Here is a 20388-nt window from a genome sequence, read left to right as displayed (position 1 = left end):
GGTGGTGGGGGCGTTACAATTTGTTCTGTAATTGGGATTTCCTCATCTAATTCATCATCTAAATTAAGGGTGTCAATCGCAATATCACTCTTCTCGTAAGTCTTGTAATTTATAGTCATGTAGGTTAACGCAAGCATTAAAGCAAGACCTACCGCAAAGTACAACGCACTGTTGCGACTTACATCTGATTTTGGATTCTTTTTAGGTTCCATAGTACTGTCTTTTATAGTGATGCTAATTTAACTAAATAATAGCCAAAAAAGCAAAACTTGGTGTTATTTTAACTTTATTACACTGAATCTTGCTGCAATTAGTGTGCCAACAACAATACCAATACAATTGGCTAACATATCATAGGGGTCAAATGTTCGATTAGGATTAAGCTGATGCTGAACGGATTCCAATAAAATTCCAAAGAGTAATAGTGCACTGAAAACCAAATGTAAGGTATACCTTTTCTTTACAGATTTATAATGAGTAATCCAGAGTCCAGCTAAAAGAGAGTAAGCTAAAAAATGATAAATCTTATCATCAAAGGATGATCCTAGACTAGGCACACCATGCAAATTGATTAAACTTACAAGAACTAGTGCTAATGTGTAAACTAGCGCTGCTGGTAAAAGCAGCTTTTTAAGCACTGATTAGAGCTTTATAATCGTCCGCAGATAGAAGGTTGTCAACTTCTGAAGCATCAGATATTTTTAATTTAATCATCCAACCATCACCATAAGGATCAGTATTTACCTTCTCTGGCTCATCTTCTAGATTTTCGTTGAACTCAACAATCTCACCAGAAAGTGGTAAAAATAAATCTGAAACAGTTTTAACCGCTTCAACTGTTCCGAAAACTTCTTCGGCGTCTAAAGTTTCATCTAATGTATCTACTTCAACATACACTATATCACCTAACTCACTTTGTGCAAAATCTGTAATGCCTACAGTTGCAACATCACCTTCAATTTTAATCCATTCGTGATCTTTAGTGTACTTTAATTCTGATGGTATATTCATTTTAATTGAGATAAAGTATTAATACAACAAAAGTAATTTTTTAATCGCTGCTTTTCAAAAAGTAAATCGAAAATTAATTACCAAAATTATAACGCAGTGTTATACCACTTCTTAATGATGTTTGCGGGAAAGATGTAGAAATTGCAAAATCTGAGAACGTATAGTCAAAATAGAAAATAGCAGTAAGGTTTTTGCTAAATGCATAGTCTGCGGTAAATTTTCCTCCCCAAATAGTTTGACCTGCAGTGACTTGATTATTTTCTAGATCTAAGTATCTTATTATCGTTTTATTATCTCTTACAGAGATATCTGCACGCATATTTAAATCACTCTTAATAACCTGTTTAGATCCTGCTAATGCCGATCTTATTCGTAAATCTTTTATACGATAGCCTAAACCGAGTGTATACTCTTCACCTTGAATTTCAGTCATAAGATTATTATCAAAACTCAAAGACAATAATCTGTCTGTTTTAACCTCAGCCAATACCTTAATCGAGTTTTTCATCTCAAACTCAAGTCGAATTAAAGGACTAAACTGCTCTTCTAAATTAATATTACTATATAAGGTTTCATTTTTGAAATTACCAGCCTGATCCACTGCATCAGCATTTTGAGGTGCTGTAGCTGAAAAATCAAAATCTGGTGCCACGTAATCTAAATTAGTTCTAAATTGATTTATGGTGTATCTTGATCTGTAACCATGCTGAATTGAGAAACGTCTGAAGGTCTTTTTAAACCATGGAATTCTCATTAAACCTGTATACTTAATAGTCCAATTTGGAATTGGCACATCTCTAAATGCACCTGTAGAAATTTTATCCGGATCACCACCTTGGTATGCAGATAAAAATGCAGGAAGCAGTACACGTTGACTATTTTTACCAAACCCTAAAGGATAACCTTCTGAATCTAAGTTTGCAGGATCAGTAATATCAATACCTGCTGCTCTTGCTAATCGATTTGCAACAATTAATCTATTAGCTCTAAAATCATCAAATGCTGCCGACTGATTTTCATCACTCTTGCTAAAAGCCGTTCTAATTAAGGACGTTGAAATATTGAAGTTTCCAAAGGTGTTTGGTGTTAAAGACACATAGTTAGAGTTTTCATCAACACGGTAATTTTCTGTAAGATTTTCTGCAAATGTTCTATTACCAATTAAATCGATCTTTAGATCACGCATTGGTTCTACGTTAATAGAATAATCTAATGTTTTGTTCGTAACCTCTGTGTACTGCTGATTAAAATCTTGGAATGTTGTTAAATAACCGTTTCTTGCAGCCAATTGCCTAATATCTTTTTGACTTCCGAAAGTGTATCCCAACGTTGGTCGCAACGTGCCTATAAAGCCAGGAGTTGGTAAGTATCCGGGCAAGAAGGTACCATTATTTTCAGTATATCCAAATTGAATACGCTTAACCATAGTTACAATATCAATTAAGGTATTATAGGCTTTTTTACCTGCGCTTAATTTATTTGGATCATTGTTTTGATTATTATTAACTGTTTTTGCATCCGGAGTTGCTCTTCTCGTTCTAGGAGCTGACGTTCTTGTGCGTCCTCGACCGCGTTGTCTCCCCTTTCGTACAAGACCTATGGACTTGTAAAATGTCTCCATATTTAAGGTCGAGTTAAGATTATGCGTGTTCGAATTCTGAATCGAATGTCCTAAATTGAACGTGTTAAAGGTTCCTGGATTATCTGGATCTTCTATTTCTAAACCTTCATTAAGATCAGAACCCTTTTGCCATTGAAAGGTACCGTTATACGCATAGGTTGCTCTCAAGAAGCTTAAAGCTGGAATCTTATACAACGGCAATTCATAATTGAGCTGTAATTGTTGGGTTTGAATGTTTGGATCACCAACATCAAAGAAGCCATCCCAAACATTAAGCTCTGGATCTTGTCTACCGTTAATTCGGTCATCTATAAAATAGTTTCTTACAATGTTGCTATTGGCCGCAGTGAAGTTTAGACTTAAGGCATCTGTTAGATTGTAATTAATCACATACTGAAAATCGAAAGTGTAGTTACGTCTAAATAATTCTTCGATACCAATATTATCACCACCAAGTTCTACCTCTCTAAACTTTTGCTTGCTAAACTGTCGGTTAATGTCTGTATTTATGGATAAACTTGTTGGTAAAAGATTAAAATTAAAATCCTTTAAAATTTTCCAATACTTCCCTGTAAATAAGGAATCATTCTTTTTGAACGGTTCTACCTTAATTGGATTAAACACATAGTTATAATTTACTCCTGCTCTTACATTTTGATCTAGTGCATTTTCAATTTCAAAATCACGATGCTCTACTTTATTATAGGAATAATTAAAGGTTAAATTTTCAACATCATAAAAACGCTTCTTTTTATCAGTTGTTCTCTGTTTTCTAACTCCAATAAAATTGATGCTCTTTCGTTTCGTATAATCCTCTGATTGCCGTCTAATTCTTTCTTCATCTTCCGCATTTTGAGCTGCGTCCAATCTTGACTCTAGGGTTAAATCGTTATAAAATTGATCGAATTTTGGAGTTACCAATTCTTCACTCTGAGCGTAATTAAATGGAATTTGAACCCCCCACTTTTTAGGCAATAATTGTCCTAACTGAATATTTGTAACAACATCATACTGTTGAACGTCTTCTAAGCTTCTTTCATTTGGACCTTGATTAATAGCACCAAAACCAATTGTACTGCGTCTACCAGTAGCACTGATGTCTGCAAAATCAGCAATATTAGAATCCATACTTACAACGGTTGCCCAACCCCCTTGGTTCTCTAGCTCAGACATGCGTAATTCATTAAACCATACTTCACCACAAGCATTCATACTAGTATTGCCAGAATTCTTAACACCTACCATCAACACCCTTATCGCCCCAAAATTTGGATTTCCTTTTACTGCAATACGTTGCTGTCTCGTACCATTATTTATAACATCATCAAATGGCACATCCCCATTTGCTAAAGGAGTTTCGTTTAGTTCTCCATCAATAACATTGTAGAAGGTTGGATCAGCATTGGTTAAAGTACCTGTTTCAATTCCTAGTGCCTTAATCTTTTGTAAGAATGCAAGTGGTAAATTGATTTCATTGACTGATGGCCAAACTTGTTCTTCTATTGACCCCTCATTAGCAAAATCCGTAGGTAACAATGGCACTTCTATCTGATAAAAATTTTGAGTAAAATCATTACCCATTCTAATAAACCCAACCATCTCTCCTGGCTGTAACGTAGAACCATCTTGCGCTTCAGCATGTAAAAACATACGAAGGTTTCTATACTGACGCATATCTACATTAATGTTTTTAAATACACCTCGAGAATCCGTTGGTTCTAAATCACAGGCCTGAAGTACTAGAGATTGTTCGTTTTGTCTTATAATATTGTTATTGTTATTTAATTCCTCACGTCTTACTCCTGGAGGAATTACATAATCACCATCATTTTCTTGAACACCAACTATTGCCACATTAAATTCCGCATCTGCACTATTATTCGTTGGATCGTTATCCAAATCTAATGTATAGCGCCGCCAATCACTACGCACTAAATCCAAAGTTGCGAAACGTAACACTGTATTTTCTGTAAAGTCTCTTAAATATAAACGCGCAAAACGCACTGATCTAATATCGGTAATACCGCCAACTCTTCTTGTCTCTTCATTAATTGGTAATCTAAACTGATACCAAGACACTTCTCTCTGATCACCATTAGGCAAGGTTACTGTTCTCACCTTAACATCATTAATCTGCGGGTTATTAATGTTTAGGTTGGTCGGATTCATTTCAACCTCGTACTCAAAATAACTATCGATAGTATTCATTGTATTATCGCGGTTGATATCTTCTACATCAGGTTGTGTAGTAGATCCTCTATTTGTATCTGTAAATACATCAGGAGTATTTCCTTGAAGTCCGTTATATTGCTTATAACGCTCAAAAATATCACCTTCTGTATTAAGGTAATAGGTGTAATTGTCATTAGAGGGGTCATCACCAAATTGAGTACCAAAAGCAGCTAGCTCTTCAGTATCATCATAACCATCATAACCAACATCTTGATTTGTTCGTTCTTGACCTGTGGTTGCAAAGGTGTATATTAAAGACTGATTCTGTGGTACAACACCACCGAAAACAGTTGGATTTAATAATGACACATCGCCATCTTCTGGTAATCCGTTTTCGTATTGTTTATTTCCATCTTTTAAGACATCTTCAGAAATATTACCAAGATTAATAGTCAACTTACCACCTGTGCTAGCTGGATTATCTAAAAATGGATCTTGAAGCCAAAACTCTATATATTCGACATTGGCCTGCTCAAAATCCGTCGAGGTGATTTGCCTTGTAATCCCTGCCCAAGAATCATTTGGATTTAAAGGGGCATCATTAGCAGCAGCTGGATCAAAGTTATAGGGTCCACGTTCTGTTGGGTAATAGGCTAGATCTAAGGTGTTAATCACTGAGGTCTGACCCTGGACAATATCAACTTCAGGGAAAATTTCTTCAATAAATACGCGTCTTGTATAAAGATTAGACACATCATCATCAGAAATTCCACCTGGTCTTTGTGTACTATAAAAAATTGGATCGATAGTATACCAGTTTAAGAAAGCTCGATCATAACCATTTTCAATTCCAGCTCCGTCTTCTGGATCATCAGCACCATCTCCATTTAAATCTTTAGGTCTACTCGATAAGAACCAAGATAGTGGGCTCAACAAATCTATAGCGCCCTGGGTTCCTTCAAAATCATCAATATAGGCGGTCGCTTCACCATTAAAATCAGTCCCATTTGGTGCACCAGGTAATAAGTATGCAAACTCACCTCTAACCGATAAATTAGATGGAACGTCCGTATCAACATTAGGAAGTTTATTGACTAAGCGCGTTAAGAAAGGAACTTCAGTTGAATAGTTACCATTAAATCCAAAAATGGTATTGTTAATGGGCTCTGAATTAAAATTTGCCTTCTGCGTAATGGGACGCTCGTTTAAATTTAAGAGTGTTGCTCCTAAGACAAAATTTTCATTAAACTGATGCTCAATATTAATGCCTGTAAATCGTCTTGTTTGTTGACCGAAAACTGCGTTATTTTCTACAGAAACATTAATTGGAGTATTAGAGGCTTTCAATGCTTCATCTAATATTTCAACACGACCAAGCTGATAATTTACGGTATAATCAATACCTTCTACTAAAAGACGACCTCCTGCAGTTACTCTTACTGAACCTCGAGGCACATTAAATGCACCAATTGGAATTCCACCATCACCACCACTACTCTTAAATCGTCCTTTAATCTGGAACTTATTCTTTTCTGCTTCATCTAAAGCCTGAGTTTTAGTAGACTTATAGAGCAAATCATATACATACTTTTCCTGATTCTCATTTGTGTAAGTATCTAATTCATAGTCCGCATCATTATTATTTGGATTGCCGTCGTCATCCAGAACGTCAAATAAGTAACGTCCAAAGGGCTCGATCTTTGTAAAGACAATTTTCCCATTTTGAGGAATTACTGTAATACTTGGGTTAGAGACATAATCAAAGAACCCATCACCACCTTCCTGCGGATCATTATTAAAATTTAACCGATCCAAATGGAATAGTCTAATTAATGGCGTTTCATTAATTTCAGTATCATCACTGGTGAATGGTGTGTTATTATCAAAGGGTGGAAACGTAGTACCTTCAACAGGTCTTATATAATTGACTGGTGACGCTTCGGTATAAAATATATTTAATCTAAAATCTTCTTGACTTAGTTGAAATGCACCAGTATCATAAATATTTTTCATCATTAAGTCCCAAATTGGCTGGTCTACAGCGGTTACAGCACTTTTCAACATTTTTAAGACCAAACTCTGATTATTAATGACTTCGCCTCCATTTGTACCTTGACTTACATCAGTAGCATCAACACCATCATTTGCAAACTCACCTACTTGAAATACCTCGCCTCCCCTCGTATACTGGAACGCAACCGCCAGAACCTCATCATTAAGTAGTCTTTGGTTTAAAGAAATATATCCTAATCTTGTATTCAAGACATAATCTTGCCCTTCTTGGAGTTTACGTGCTGCCTCAAGTTTACCATAATCAAACCCCTCATTAACACTAACTAAAACACCAGCTTCAACGTTAGTAATATCTCTTACAGCCTCCGTGAGTAATGAACCAGCACCACCAATATTTGTTGGGTCAAAATCATTATTCTCATTGTCTGGAAGTGCACCTGGGTTATTAACAAAGCCAGGAGGTAGAGGTTGTAAACCTATATTTTCTGCTTCAGATTCGCCTAAATCTTGAAAGGCAACAACATTTCTAACATTGTCTGTCTGATTATTTCTGTTGGTTACCCAAACCTCAACTCTTGTGATTTGCAAACCTTGATTATCAATAAATGGATATTGTAATAATGCTTTGTCGTAGTTATCTCTAAAATAGTGTGAAAGGAAGTAATGCCTGTTTTCATCATAATCTCTTGCAAAGAACTCAAACTCTTCTAGGGTTCCACCACCTTGCGCAACAACAGATCTTGATTGAGATTGCTGTTCAGAGAAAACTGCAGTGACTCGAGTTTTCCCAAATTGTAGCTCTGTCTTAACACCGAATAAACTTTGTGCACCCGTGATAAGCGAGCTGTTTAAAGGCATATTTACATTACCTACTTCAATTTTTCTAACAATATCATCCTCTGTTGGAGTATATTCTAATTTTATCAGTTGCTGAAAATCGAAAGTTGCTTCCGTATCATAATTGGCTGTAACCTGAAGTCTGGTTCCTACTTTACCCAGTAAACTAAGTCCAATTCTCTGATCAAAATCAAATGTAAAATTAGTTCTGTTCCTTGGAGAAAACGCTGGATTGTCTTGTCTAGAAAATAAAACTCCTAAATCTACTTCGGCATAACCGCTAGGAATTACACTTATGGTATTACCCCCGAAAATAGTTTCAAACAATCCCGAATTAACATAAAATTCTGGCAATAGATTTTTCTGATCCTCTTCAGCTCCTTCTTTTTGACCAGCAGCAGCATCTGCCATTCGTTTATAATAGTCCTTTAGTTTTTCTTGAAGCACCAACTTTTGAAATTCAGCTGGAGTGAGAATTAATGGATAATTAATATTAAAGTCACCTATCTTTTCAGTATAGATATAACGATCTAAAATTGGATCATATGTGTATTTAGAAACTATACTATTTGGATTAGGCATATTTAATTTACCTAATGCAAATGTGGTTTTAGTAGAATCTTGCTCAGTTTCATTTTCCTGCGCAAATACTGAAATATTCATTAGCATCATTAATGCTAATGATATATAATAGACTGCAGATTTTAATTGATTATAGTTAGTTTTATTCAATTGCATTACAAGTTTTTCAGAGCTTCTTTTATTATTTGCTCCACTTCCGCATCGGGCTGATCTTTTAAAATTCTATCTATTACCTTTTCTGATTGCTTTTTGTTAAATCCTAAAACGTCTAAAGCAGATAACGCTTCCTCTTTATTAGTATTGTTCGGTATTAAAGAAAGTTCTTCTATACCATATACTTTTAACACTTTATCCTTTAAATCAATGATCACACGCTGAGCAGTTTTAGCCCCAATTCCTTTAACGCTCTGAATTAAAGCGACATCACCACTTGCAATCCCGTCCTTAACTTGCTCTGGTGTTAAAGACGACAACATTGTCCTAGCTGTATTGGCACCAATACCACTTACGGAAATTAGAAGTTTAAAAATATCGCGTTCAGTTTTTGAAGAAAATCCATACAGACTGTGAGCGTCTTCCCTGACCTGTAAATATGTATATAACTTGAGATTTTCCCTATCTGGAATTTGAGAAAATGTATGAAGGGAAATATTAATAAAATACCCAACTCCATTACAATCTATAACAACATCTGTAGGATTTTTTTCAACAAGTCTCCCCTCTAAGTGAGTAATCATGTATTACGAATAGTTAGAAACCCAAATGTAATAAAATTATTTACATTATAAAGCCAAGGTATGTGTTGATAGGGTTAGCTTTTTTGAAGTCTCTTTTCTCGCTCCTGAGCGTCAACAACGGCAACAGTAACCATATTAACAATCTCATCGACACTGGCACCTAATTGAAGAATATGAACAGGTTTGTTCATTCCTATCATTATAGGACCAATAGACTCCGCCTTATTCAGTTCTTTTAGAAGCTTATAGGTAATATTGGCTGCATCTAGGTTCGGAAAAATTAGAGTATTTACTTTTCGACCTGCTAATTTTGAAAATGGAAAAATATCCTGAAGCATTTTTGAGTTTAAGGCAAAATCAATTTGCAGCTCCCCATCGACAATCATTTCCGGATAAGTTTCATGCAAGTACTTAACAGCTTCTCTAACCTTTTTAGAACTAGGATTATCCGATGAACCAAAATTTGAATACGAAGTCATTGCTATGGCGGGTTCAATCCCAAGCATCTTAACCACTTTTGAAGTCATTATGGCAATTTTGGCCAAATCATCAGCACTTGGGTTAATATTAATAGCTGTATCACTCAAAAACAGCGGACCTCTCCTGGTCATCATGATATTTGTAGTAGCCACCCTAGTAACACCTTTTGCCTTACCAATAAGTTCTAACATTGGTTTAACAACCTTTGGATAACTTGTAGTATAACCCGAAATCAGCGCATCAGCATCTCCCTCATTAACCATCATTGCCGCAAAATAATTTCGCTCTCGCATAATCTTCTGAGCAGCATACTTTGTTACCCCTTTTCGTTTTTTCTGCTTCCAATAGGCCTGGGCATAATTATTTTTACGTTCTAACTCTTCATCAGATTTAGGATCAATTATTTCAAGTTCTACATCAAAATTAATCTCTCTCATCAAATCCTGAATGGTATCTTTTCGCCCTAACAAGATAGGTATTGCAATACCCTCATCATAAACGATTTGGGCTGCCTTTAAAACGTCTAATTGATCGGCCTCTGCAAATACAACGCGCTTAGGTTGCCTTCTTGCCTTATTGGTTAGCAAACGAATTAATTTATTATCAGATCCTAAACGTTCTCTGAGTTGGTCCTTGTAACGATCCCAATCTTCGATTGGTTCTTGGGCAACTCCACTTTCCATAGCTGCTTTTGCGACTGCGGGCGGAACCTCTGCAATTAATCTAGGGTCAAAGGGCTTGGGAATTATATAATCTCGACCAAATGTTAAACGTGTTTCAGCATAAGCAATATTGACTTGTTCAGGAACAGGTTCCTTCGCTAATTTGGACAATGCTATAACTGCAGCCATCTTCATTTCCTCATTTATTTTAGTTGCTCTTACATCGAGAGCACCTCTGAAAATAAAAGGAAAACCAAGGACATTATTTACCTGATTAGGATGATCACTTCGACCAGTTGCCATAATAATATCATCTCTAGTTGAAACGGCTAAATCGTAATTGATCTCTGGATCTGGGTTGGCCATGGCAAAAACGATGGGATTTTTAGCCATAGACTTCAGCATTTCTTGAGTAACAATATCTGCCATAGATAATCCAATAAACACATCTGCATCTACCATAGCTTCTTCTAAGGTATCTATTTTCCTCGCAGTAGCAAATTCAGCTTTTTGTGAAGTAAGATGCTCTCGGTCTTTTCTAATAACACCTTTACTGTCTAGCATTACTATATTTTCCTCCTTTGCACCACAAGATTTATATAATCGCGTACAGGATATTGCTGCTGCACCAGCACCACTTACGACGATTTTAATATCCTCAATCCTTTTTTCTGCTAATTCTAAAGCGTTCAATAAAGCAGCAGCAGAAATTATGGCAGTTCCATGCTGATCGTCATGCATTACTGGAATATCTAGTTCCTCTTTAAGACGTCGTTCAATTTCAAAAGCCTCTGGCGCCTTAATATCTTCCAAATTAATGCCACCAAAAGTTGGAGCTATATTTTTAACGGTCTCGATAAACTCATCAACATTTTCAGTATTTACTTCAATATCAAAAACATCAATATCAGCAAAGATTTTGAAAAGCAAACCTTTTCCTTCCATTACAGGTTTCGAAGCTTCAGGGCCTATATTTCCTAAACCTAAAACCGCTGTTCCATTAGAAATAACAGCAACTAAATTTCCTTTTGCTGTGTATTTATAGACATTAGAAGTGTCTTTGTCTATTTCTAAACATGGTTCTGCGACACCTGGGGAATAGGCCAAAGATAAATCTCGTTGCGAGGCATATCGCTTTGTAGGAACTACTTTGATTTTACCTGGTGTCGGTTTAGCGTGATATATTAAAGCTTCTATTCGCTTGCTTTGTTTACTCATAATCTTAATGGATTAAGACGTAAAGATACGAATATTGAATTTTGATTCTATTAACAATTTTATCAGGCAATTCTTCGTTATTAGTTTACAAACAAATTCTCAATGAAGAAATTTCTCATAATTTTCTTTCTATCCTTCGGTTTAGCCGCTTACGCACAAAATTCGAGAACATTTATTTTAATTAATGCAGATACAGAACAGGTTATACCATTTGCTAATGTATTATTTAGTAAAACAAATTACAAAGGCACCTCTACCGATATTGATGGTGTGTTTTATGTTCCTTCTGCTATTGAAACTATGATAATTAGCTATGTAGGCTATGAGACAATGGAATTATCTCTTAGCCAAGTAGATTCTAATATAATAAAACTAAAACCTCAAGTTAGTGAATTAGATGAAGTGGTTATCAATGGAGAAAATCCAGCACATCGCATCATTAGAAATGCGGTTTTAAATAAAAGAAAAAACAATCCTGAAAGTCTTAACTCCTTCACTTATGAATCGTATGATAAAATAGTATTAACCTTAGGAAAATCAAATAACACAACCAAACGAGACACCCTTAGAGAACGCCTTGATAGTGTTATGAAAGGTTCTCACCTATTTATAACAGAGACCATAGCCAAACACAAGTACTTGTATCCACGATTTTCAGAAGATAGTATCATTGCTACTAAATCTTCAGGGCTTAAAAACCCAAAATTTGCATTATTGGCAAATAGCTTCCAACCATTTTCATTTTACGAAGATTATATAAATCTATTTGATATTAATTTTCTTAATCCAATATCTAAGGGAAGTACACGTAAATATAAATTCAGACTTAAAGAAAACTATCTGCAAGGAAAGGATACAATTTTTGTGATTTCTTTTGAACCTAAAGCCAACCGTAATTTTGAAGGTCTTAAAGGATTACTTAAAATTAATTCTAACAACTACGCTGTTCAAAGTGTGGATGCTACAACTTTCAATTCGGGTAAACTCGATATAACCATTCAACAAAAGTATACCTTACTCAATAATACGCAATGGTTTCCTGAACAGTTAAATTTTCAAATAACTATAGGACAAGGACTTGGGAATATGACGTATATAGGTAAAAGTTATTTATCTAAAATTCAACCTAATGCTCCATTAACTAAAAAAGACTTTCCTTTTGTCTCGATTACCCTTCCTGAAACCGCAGGTTTAAAAGACGAAGGCTTCTGGAAGCTAAATCGAAGATACTCCTTAAATAAGCAAGAACAACGGACATATGTTTTTATTGATAGTATTGGAGAAAAAGTTAATTTAGATAGAACTTTTGATCTTTTGCCTAGTTTATTAAAAGGGAGATATCCTTTTAAGTACGTTGATTTAGACCTCACCAAAATCGTAAGCGTAAATGAATATGAAGGACCTAGATTTGGACTTGGTTTTTATACAAATGATGATCTACTTAAACACATTTCCTTTGGTGCATATGCAGGTTATGGTTTTGGAGATAAGGTATGGAAATATGGAGGAGATTTACTTGTTGAATTCCCAGGACAAAAAGATATTACCTTAAATCTAAACTACACGAATGACTTACGTGAGACAGGAGTTCCTTCAGATAATCGATTTTTTAACACGCTATCTCCACGCAATTGGATGGCCAATCAAATGGACGGCATAGAATTATTTGGAATACAAACTAAAATGAAAATATGGAGAAATTTTAATTGGACAATTGGTTTAAATACCGCTGATGTAACTCCATTGTATGATTATACATATTTAAACAACGCAACAGCGCTCAGAGACTACACTAATACAGAATTAAACATAGGTATAGGGTATCACGTCAATGAAGAATTACTCAATAACTTTGGACTAATTTATAGAATACCTAATGATGCGCCTGTGTTTAACCTATTGTATTCTCGTGGTCTAAAAGGCGCCTTAGCGGGAGATTTTTCATATAACAAACTTCGATTTACTTTAGATCACAGTTTTAGAACCAGAGCATTAGGAAAAACAACATATCGATTGGATCTCGGTTATATAGACAATTCATTACCGATTGGTTTAATGTTTACAGGTGAAGGTTCGCTTGATAGAAAAATTCCTTTTGTTATTAGGAATTATTTCCAAACAGTAAAGCCTTATGAGTTTATATCAAATAAATATGCTCATTTATTTACAGTCCATAATTTTGGAAGATTATTTAATAATAAAGGCAATATACAACCTGATGTAGTACTCCATAATAATTTTGGAATTGGCAGTCTTATAAATCCTGAACATCATCAACAAATTGATTTTTCTACCAAAGAAGAGTTATTCCTAGAAACAGGACTAGAGCTAAAAAATCTTTATCGTATAGACTTTATGGATTTTGGATATTTAGGACTAGGGGTTGGGGGCTTTTATAGGTATGGCTATCATAACTTAGGTAATTTTAATGATGATTTTGCTTTAAAGTTTTCACTGGGATTTACATTTAAGTAATCTACTTTTTTAAAAACCCAATATTCCTCTTTAACCCAGAAAATTTAGTACGCTTTACAGCTGATTTTTTAAACACTTTTCTGAAGGTATCTTCTGTTGTTTCTTCCCAATCTTTTTTACTCATGGACAAAGGTTCTGGATTAGGATTAAACTAAAAGGGTGGCAATTCTAAGCCACCTTTTATTTTTAATAACTTTGGATCATGAAAACATTATTTAAATTTTTACTTGCTTGCTTTGTACTAATTAGTTGCCAAAACGGGAGAAAAGATGCCATTTCGTACAATCCACCCAAGATTGAAGGAGTATCAGTTACAGATACTATTTTCGGAAAATTTGTAAACGACCCATTTAGAAATATTGAAAGTACCCAAGACTCATCTGTTTTAAATTGGTATAGAGATCAGACCAAGTATGCTCAATCATTTTTAAATAAGATTAACAACAGAGACTCCCTTATTGAAAACAGCTATGAAATTGATAATAGGAGCTCATACAATATAAGGAGTCATATATTATCGGAACAAAACCAACGATTTTATTTAAAGAAGAACGTAGAAGAATCTTATTACAAATTGTATACAAATACTACTGATTGGGATAATGAAACATTATTGTATGATCCAAGAGTTTTTAAATCAAGTTCAGGTAATGATTATAACATTAATTATATAAGACCCAGTTGGGACGATAACTACATTGTTGTGTCTTTAAGTCATTCTGGTAAAGAGGTTTCAGAAATGATAATAATTAATACCAAATCTAAGGAACAACTACCTGTCATTTTAGATAATGCTTGGCCTTCTGCTTTTTTTGGAGTAAAGTGGCTGCCCGATAATAGTGGTTTTACATATCTATATTTTCCACATCCAAATTCTGAAGACCCAGATTTTAGAAGGAATAACCAAGCGGTACTTTATAATTTAGGGCAAGACTCAAATCATCTAAATTTTATTTTTGGTAATAAAACTCACCCTCAGTTTAATATCTCTAGCTCAGAGCACCCTTGTCCAGATATTGATTCTCAACATGAAAAATATATGGTCTCTTATATTTCGGGTGTAGATACTTATTGGGATGCGTATTATGCAAAAATTGAAGATATTCAAAATGGCAATCTTATTTGGAAACCGTTTTATAATAAAGGGCAAAAGATTAAAACAAATAAGGGTTTAGTTGTTGGTAATACCTATTATTATCTAACGAGTAAAAATTCATCGAATTATGAATTGGCTTGTATTAATATGGATAGCTTAAATTTTGACAGTCCTTCTATACTATTCCCTGCAAAAGACGATGAGGTTATTCAATCATATAAAGTAAATAAAAATGCCATTTATGTTACGACAACTAAATATGGTATAGAAGCCAACTTATATAAAATTATAAATGGTAAAATTGAAAAACTAACTACACCTAAAAAATCTGGTAGAATTACCTTATCATCTAAATCGGCATACCAAGACGATATCTGGGTATCGCTAAGAGGTTGGGTGTCTTCAAATGATCGCTATGAATATGACTACAAAACTAATAATTTCAAAGAAGACAACTTATCTTCTAAAGTTGAATATCCTGAATTTAAGAATCTGATAGCAGAAGAAGTCTTGGTAAAATCTCATGACGGTGAAGAAATACCGTTATCGATTATATATAATAAAAATATAAAGTTAGACGGTAGCAATACGACATTTTTCTATGGTTATGGATTTTATGGAGATGGTATAACACCATTCTTTTCGCCCTTATTTTTAGAATTTATTAAAGAGGGGGGAATTATAGCTATACCTCATGTTAGAGGTGGAGATGAGAAAGGTGAAGAATGGCGTAAGGGTGGTTTTAAGACAACCAAACCCAACTCGTGGAAGGATTTAATTTCGTGTGTCGAATATATGATTTCTAAAAAATATACCTCAAGAGAGAAAACCGCGATATACAGTAGTAGTGCAGGTGGAATTTTGGTCGGTAGAGCTATGACAGAACGGCCAGAATTATTTGCCGCAGTAGTCTCTGAGGTTGGAGTGCTTAATCCTATTCGTATGGAAACACAACCTGGTGGTGGAGGATCCAATATTAAAGAGTTTGGAACCATGAAGGATTCAACAGAAGCAATGGCTTTAATCGAAATGGATCCCTATTTGCACATTAAAGATAGTATTGACTACCCGGCTGTATATTTAACCGTTGGCATGAATGATCCAAGAGTAGTTCCATGGGAATCAGGTAAATTTGCTGCTCGCTTACAAAATGCCACAGAGTTAAAAAAACCTGTTTTATTATATGCAGACTTTAATGCTGGACATGAAGGTAACCAAACTTCTGATAAGACAATTTATGAGGAATGGGGCAACGTATTCTCTTTTGTGTTTTGGCAAACAGGGCATCCAGACTATCAATTAACAGATGAGATTGAAAAAAATTAATCCTTCAAAAACCCAATATTCCTCTTTAACCCAGAAAATTTAGTACGCTTTACAGCTGATTTTTTAAATACCTTTCTAAACGTATCTTCCGTAATTTCTTCCCAATCTTTTTTGGTCATAGATAGTAATTCGGGATGTGGGTTAAATAGTGGCTCATTATGTGATTTTGAAAAACGATTCCAAGGACAGACGTCTTGGCAAACATCACAACCAAACATCCAATCATCTAATTGACCTCTAAACCCATTTGGGATATTATCCTTAAGCTCTATAGTAAAATACGAGATGCATTTACTACCATCAACAACATAAGGTTCTGTAATAGCTTCAGTTGGACAGGCATCTATACATGCAGTACAGGTACCACAATGATCTGTGACTGGCGCATCATAGTCCAATTCGATATCAACAATTAGTTCGGCAATGAAATAAAAAGACCCAACTTGCTGGGTCAAAAGATTAGAGTGTTTACCAATCCATCCTAATCCAGACTTCGCGGCCCATGCTTTATCCAAGACCGGCGCAGAATCTACAAATGCTCGACCATGAACATCACCAATTTCTTCTTGAATATAAGCGAGAAGTGATTTTAATTTATCCTTAATTACAAAGTGATAATCTGTACCGTAGGCATATTTAGAAATTTTGTAGGTCTCGTCATTTTGGAAGTCTTGAGGGTAGTAATTAAGTAATAAAGAAATCACACTTTTTGAACCCTCAACTAATAATATTGGGTTAAGGCGCTTATCGAAATGGTTCTCCATATATGTCATCTTACCGTGCATATTCCTGTTGAGCCAAGCTTCTAAACGAGGGGCTTCCTCCTCCAAAAACTCTGTTTTAGAAATGCCACATGACAAAAAACCGAGGCGTTTTGCTTCGGTTTTAATGAGTTGTGTATATTTAGATGTATTATCGATCATCAGGATAATAATTCTTATTAAAACAAACCTCCTTGTGTTGGTCCTTTATTTTTACCTAAATGTTTATAGGCTTGTTCTGTAACTTCACGACCACGAGGGGTACGTATTATAAAACCTTGCTGGATCAAAAATGGTTCGTAAACTTCTTCAATAGTTTCAGCACTTTCACTCACTGCTGTTGCTAAGGTAGTTATACCTACAGGACCACCTTTAAATTTATCGATAATGGTAGTTAGAATCTTATTATCCATTTCATCAAGACCATGAGCATCAACATTGAGTGCTTCTAAGGCAAACTTAGCAATACCAATATCAATCTTACCATTACCTTTAATTTGAGCAAAATCTCTTACTCGACGTAATAATGCATTCGCTATTCTAGGTGTTCCTCGACTTCGTCCGGCGATTTCAATAGCAGCCTCCATAGAAATTGGTACGTTTAAAATGGATGCACTTCGCTGAACTATGGTGGTTAATAGATCTGTTTTATAATACTGTAAGCGACTGCTAATTCCAAATCGTGCACGCATTGGTGCAGTTAATAGACCTGACCGTGTAGTGGCACCTACTAATGTAAATGGATTTAAATTGATTTGAACAGTCCGGGCATTTGGTCCTGACTCTATCATTATATCAATTTTATAATCTTCCATTGCAGAGTATAAATACTCTTCCACAATTGGACTCAAACGATGAATCTCATCAATAAAAAGGACATCTCTATCATCGAGATTCGTTAATAGACCGGCCAAATCACCAGGCTTATCTAAAACTGGTCCTGATGTCACTTTTATATTAACATCTAATTCATTTGCCAATATATGCGCTAATGTTGTTTTACCAAGACCCGGAGGCCCATGAAAAAGCGTATGATCTAAAGCCTCATCTCTCAAATTCGCCGCCTGAACAAAAACCAATAAATTTTCCAAAACTTGATCTTGCCCTGTAAAATCAGTGAAGGTAAGCGGACGCAACTTTTTCTCAACGTCCAATTCCTCTGGACTAAAGTGATCACTTGAAGGATTAAGATTTTCGTTCATAGTAAACAAATATAACGAAAAAGCCTTTCTGTTTCAGAAAGGCTTTTTGATAATATATTAATGAAGCATCTAATGATGCAACTCTTCTTCACCATCTTTCATTGGTACGTTCTGAGGCACAAAATCGTCATCATGCCCTGGCTTACTGTAATCATATGGCCAACGGTAAACTTGAGGAATAGCACCTGGCCAGTTACCATGAATATGTTCTACTGGTGCAGTCCATTCCAATGTGTTCGATCTCCACGGATTCTGAGGAGCTTTCTTACCATAGAATATACTATATATAAAATTGTACAAAAATACTAACTGCACGGCTCCTGCCAATAATGCAAAACTTGTAATCACTACTTGCGTATCGATAGTATCATCAAATAATGGGAAATTAGAATTGGTGTAGTAACGTCTTGGCAAACCAGCCATTCCAATAAAGTGCATTGGAAAGAATACTCCATAAGCACCAATAGCTGTTACCCAAAAGTGTAAATATCCTAAATTCTTATTCATCATACGCCCAAACATTCTAGGGAACCAGTGATAGATCCCTGCAAACACACCATACAATGCCGAGATGCCCATTACTAAGTGGAAATGCGCCACAACAAAATAGGTGTCATGTACATTAATATCTAATGCACTATCACCTAAAATAATACCTGTTAAACCACCAGTAATGAAGGTTGAAACAAGACCTATTGAAAACAGCATTGCAGGATTCATTTGTAGATTTCCTTTCCACAAGGTGGTAATGTAATTAAAGGCCTTTACCGCAGATGGTATTGCAATTAGCAAGGTTGTAAATGTAAATACGGATCCTAAGAAAGGATTCATACCTGAAATAAACATGTGGTGACCCCAAACTATTGTCGATAAGAATGCAATAGCTAGTATCGACAATATCATTGCACGATAACCAAAAATTGGTTTCCTTGAATTTGTCGCAATAATTTCAGAGGTAATACCTAAGGCTGGTAATAATACAATATATACTTCTGGATGTCCTAAGAACCAAAATAAATGTTCAAATAATACTGGAGATCCCCCTTGGTAATGTAATACCTCACCTTGTATAAAAATATCTGATAGGAAGAATGATGTACCAAAACTCCTATCCATTATTAATAATAATGCTGCAGATAATAATACAGGGAATGAAATAATACCAATAACGGCCGTAATAAAGAATGCCCAGATTGTTAATGGTAATCTTACCATAGACATCCCCTTAGTTCTTAGGTTAAGAACCGTTACAACGTAGTTGAGCGATCCTAACAAAGACGATGCAATAAATATTGCCATAGACACTAACCATAAGGTCATACCTGCTCCTGAACCAGGTTGTGCCATTGGCAAGGCAGATAGCGGAGGATAGATTGTCCATCCTGCTGCCGCCGGACCAAACTCAACAAAGAATGATGCTATCATAACAGCACAAGACAAAAAGAATAACCAATATGAAATCATATTAAGGAATCCTGAAGCCATATCTCGTGCACCTATCTGTAATGGAATTAATAAGTTACTGAACGTACCACTCAGACCTGCTGTAAGCACAAAGAACACCATTAAGGTACCATGAATAGTCACTAAAGCCAGATAAATATCGGCATCCATAACTCCTTCTGGTGCCCACTTTCCTAATAAGGCTTCAAAAATTACATTAGGCTGTTCGGGCCATGCAATTTGCATTCTAATCATAAGTGACATTAGAATTCCGATAATACCCATAATGATTACACCAGTAATTAAGTACTGCTTCGCAATCATTTTATGATCTTGACTAAATATGTATTTAGTTACAAAAGTTTCTTTGTGATGATGTACATCGTGATCATCGTGACTGTGTGTATCTACTGTTGCTGACATATTCTTTTCCTTTTCTTAATTTTTTAACTAATTCAATGAATTTGCAAATGTTGTCTGTTTTTCCATCCAAGCATCGTATTCTTCTTGGGTTTCAACAATAATTTTCATTTGCATGTTGTAGTGAGATCTTCCGCAAATCTTATTACAGAGAAGTAGGTAATCAAACTCATAAATTAATTCTTGCCCAGCTTCTTCTATCTCGGCTTGCTTTTCTCTTCTAATATTATTGATATTTTGAACTTTTTCAATGATATCAGGATTCCATGCAGCTAACAATTTATTTACGGCACTTTTAGTTACTGCAGATTGGACGGCATTTCAAACGCTAT

The 20388-nt window shown here is 35.2% G+C and carries 11 protein-coding genes and 2 pseudogenes; 2 read left to right on the top strand and 11 right to left on the bottom strand.

The genetic code is table 11. The annotated features are described in order from the left end of the window. The 6 genes and pseudogenes from HRU49_RS10800 to HRU49_RS10775 all read right to left on the bottom strand — a co-directional run. A pseudogene (locus HRU49_RS10800) lies at positions 1-212 on the bottom strand (energy transducer TonB); the annotation flags it as partial. 63 nt (positions 213-275) lie between these two features. Continuing rightward, positions 276-638, bottom strand: coding sequence for a VanZ family protein (locus HRU49_RS10795; RefSeq protein WP_296357034.1), 363 nt, complete (start codon positions 636-638; stop codon positions 276-278). Next, positions 631-1011, bottom strand: coding sequence for a glycine cleavage system protein GcvH (gene gcvH, locus HRU49_RS10790; RefSeq protein WP_296357032.1), 381 nt, complete (start codon positions 1009-1011; stop codon positions 631-633). Before gcvH ends, HRU49_RS10795 begins: the two co-directional genes overlap by 8 nt. 73 nt (positions 1012-1084) lie before the next feature. Next, positions 1085-8392, bottom strand: coding sequence for a cell surface protein SprA (sprA, locus tag HRU49_RS10785; protein ID WP_296357030.1), 7308 nt, complete (start codon positions 8390-8392; stop codon positions 1085-1087). Further along, the gene (gene ruvA, locus HRU49_RS10780; RefSeq protein ID WP_296357029.1) at positions 8392-8973 is read right to left on the bottom strand and encodes a Holliday junction branch migration protein RuvA; all 582 of its coding nucleotides are present in this window, start codon (positions 8971-8973) and stop codon (positions 8392-8394) included. The genes sprA and ruvA overlap by 1 nt, the downstream gene beginning before the upstream one ends. A gap of 74 nt (positions 8974-9047) precedes the next feature. Next, positions 9048-11333, bottom strand: coding sequence for an NADP-dependent malic enzyme (locus HRU49_RS10775; protein ID WP_296357026.1), 2286 nt, complete (start codon positions 11331-11333; stop codon positions 9048-9050). A 102-nt stretch (positions 11334-11435) separates the two neighbouring features. Between HRU49_RS10775 and HRU49_RS10770 the strand changes: the two genes are divergently transcribed. Beyond that, positions 11436-13808, top strand: coding sequence for a DUF5686 family protein (locus HRU49_RS10770; protein WP_296357024.1), 2373 nt, complete (start codon positions 11436-11438; stop codon positions 13806-13808). Between the two features lies 1 nt (position 13809). Here HRU49_RS10770 and HRU49_RS10765 read toward each other — a convergent pair. Next, a pseudogene (locus tag HRU49_RS10765) lies at positions 13810-13959 on the bottom strand (tRNA epoxyqueuosine(34) reductase QueG); the annotation flags it as partial. Between the two features lie 51 nt (positions 13960-14010). Between HRU49_RS10765 and HRU49_RS10760 the strand changes: the two are divergent. Continuing rightward, the gene (locus tag HRU49_RS10760; RefSeq protein ID WP_296357022.1) at positions 14011-16230 is read left to right on the top strand and encodes a prolyl oligopeptidase family serine peptidase; all 2220 of its coding nucleotides are present in this window, start codon (positions 14011-14013) and stop codon (positions 16228-16230) included. Here the strand turns inward: HRU49_RS10760 and queG are convergent. The 4 genes from queG to HRU49_RS10740 all read right to left on the bottom strand — a co-directional run bounded on the left by queG (position 16227) and on the right by HRU49_RS10740 (position 20335). Next, positions 16227-17153, bottom strand: a complete 927-nt coding sequence (gene queG / locus HRU49_RS10755; protein WP_296357020.1) for a tRNA epoxyqueuosine(34) reductase QueG — start codon at positions 17151-17153, stop codon at positions 16227-16229. The two genes, HRU49_RS10760 and queG, sit on opposite strands and share 4 nt — an antisense overlap. Before the next feature lie 17 nt (positions 17154-17170). Next, positions 17171-18193: a Holliday junction branch migration DNA helicase RuvB gene (ruvB, locus tag HRU49_RS10750; RefSeq protein WP_296357017.1), complete on the bottom strand. Its 1023-nt coding sequence runs from the start codon at positions 18191-18193 to the stop codon at positions 17171-17173. A 69-nt stretch (positions 18194-18262) separates the two neighbouring features. Further along, positions 18263-20059 (bottom strand): cbb3-type cytochrome c oxidase subunit I, encoded by a 1797-nt coding sequence (locus HRU49_RS10745; RefSeq protein ID WP_296357015.1) that lies wholly within the window; start codon positions 20057-20059, stop codon positions 18263-18265. 27 nt (positions 20060-20086) lie between these two features. Further along, positions 20087-20335, bottom strand: coding sequence for a hypothetical protein (locus HRU49_RS10740; RefSeq protein WP_363146670.1), 249 nt, complete (start codon positions 20333-20335; stop codon positions 20087-20089). Positions 20336-20388 lie beyond the last annotated feature (53 nt).

The sequence above is a fragment of the Winogradskyella sp. genome (assembly GCF_013213975.1).
GTDB lineage: Bacteria > Bacteroidota > Bacteroidia > Flavobacteriales > Flavobacteriaceae > Winogradskyella.
The sequence above is the reverse complement of the archived record's forward strand: the minus strand, read 5'-3'. Positions and strand labels throughout refer to the sequence as shown.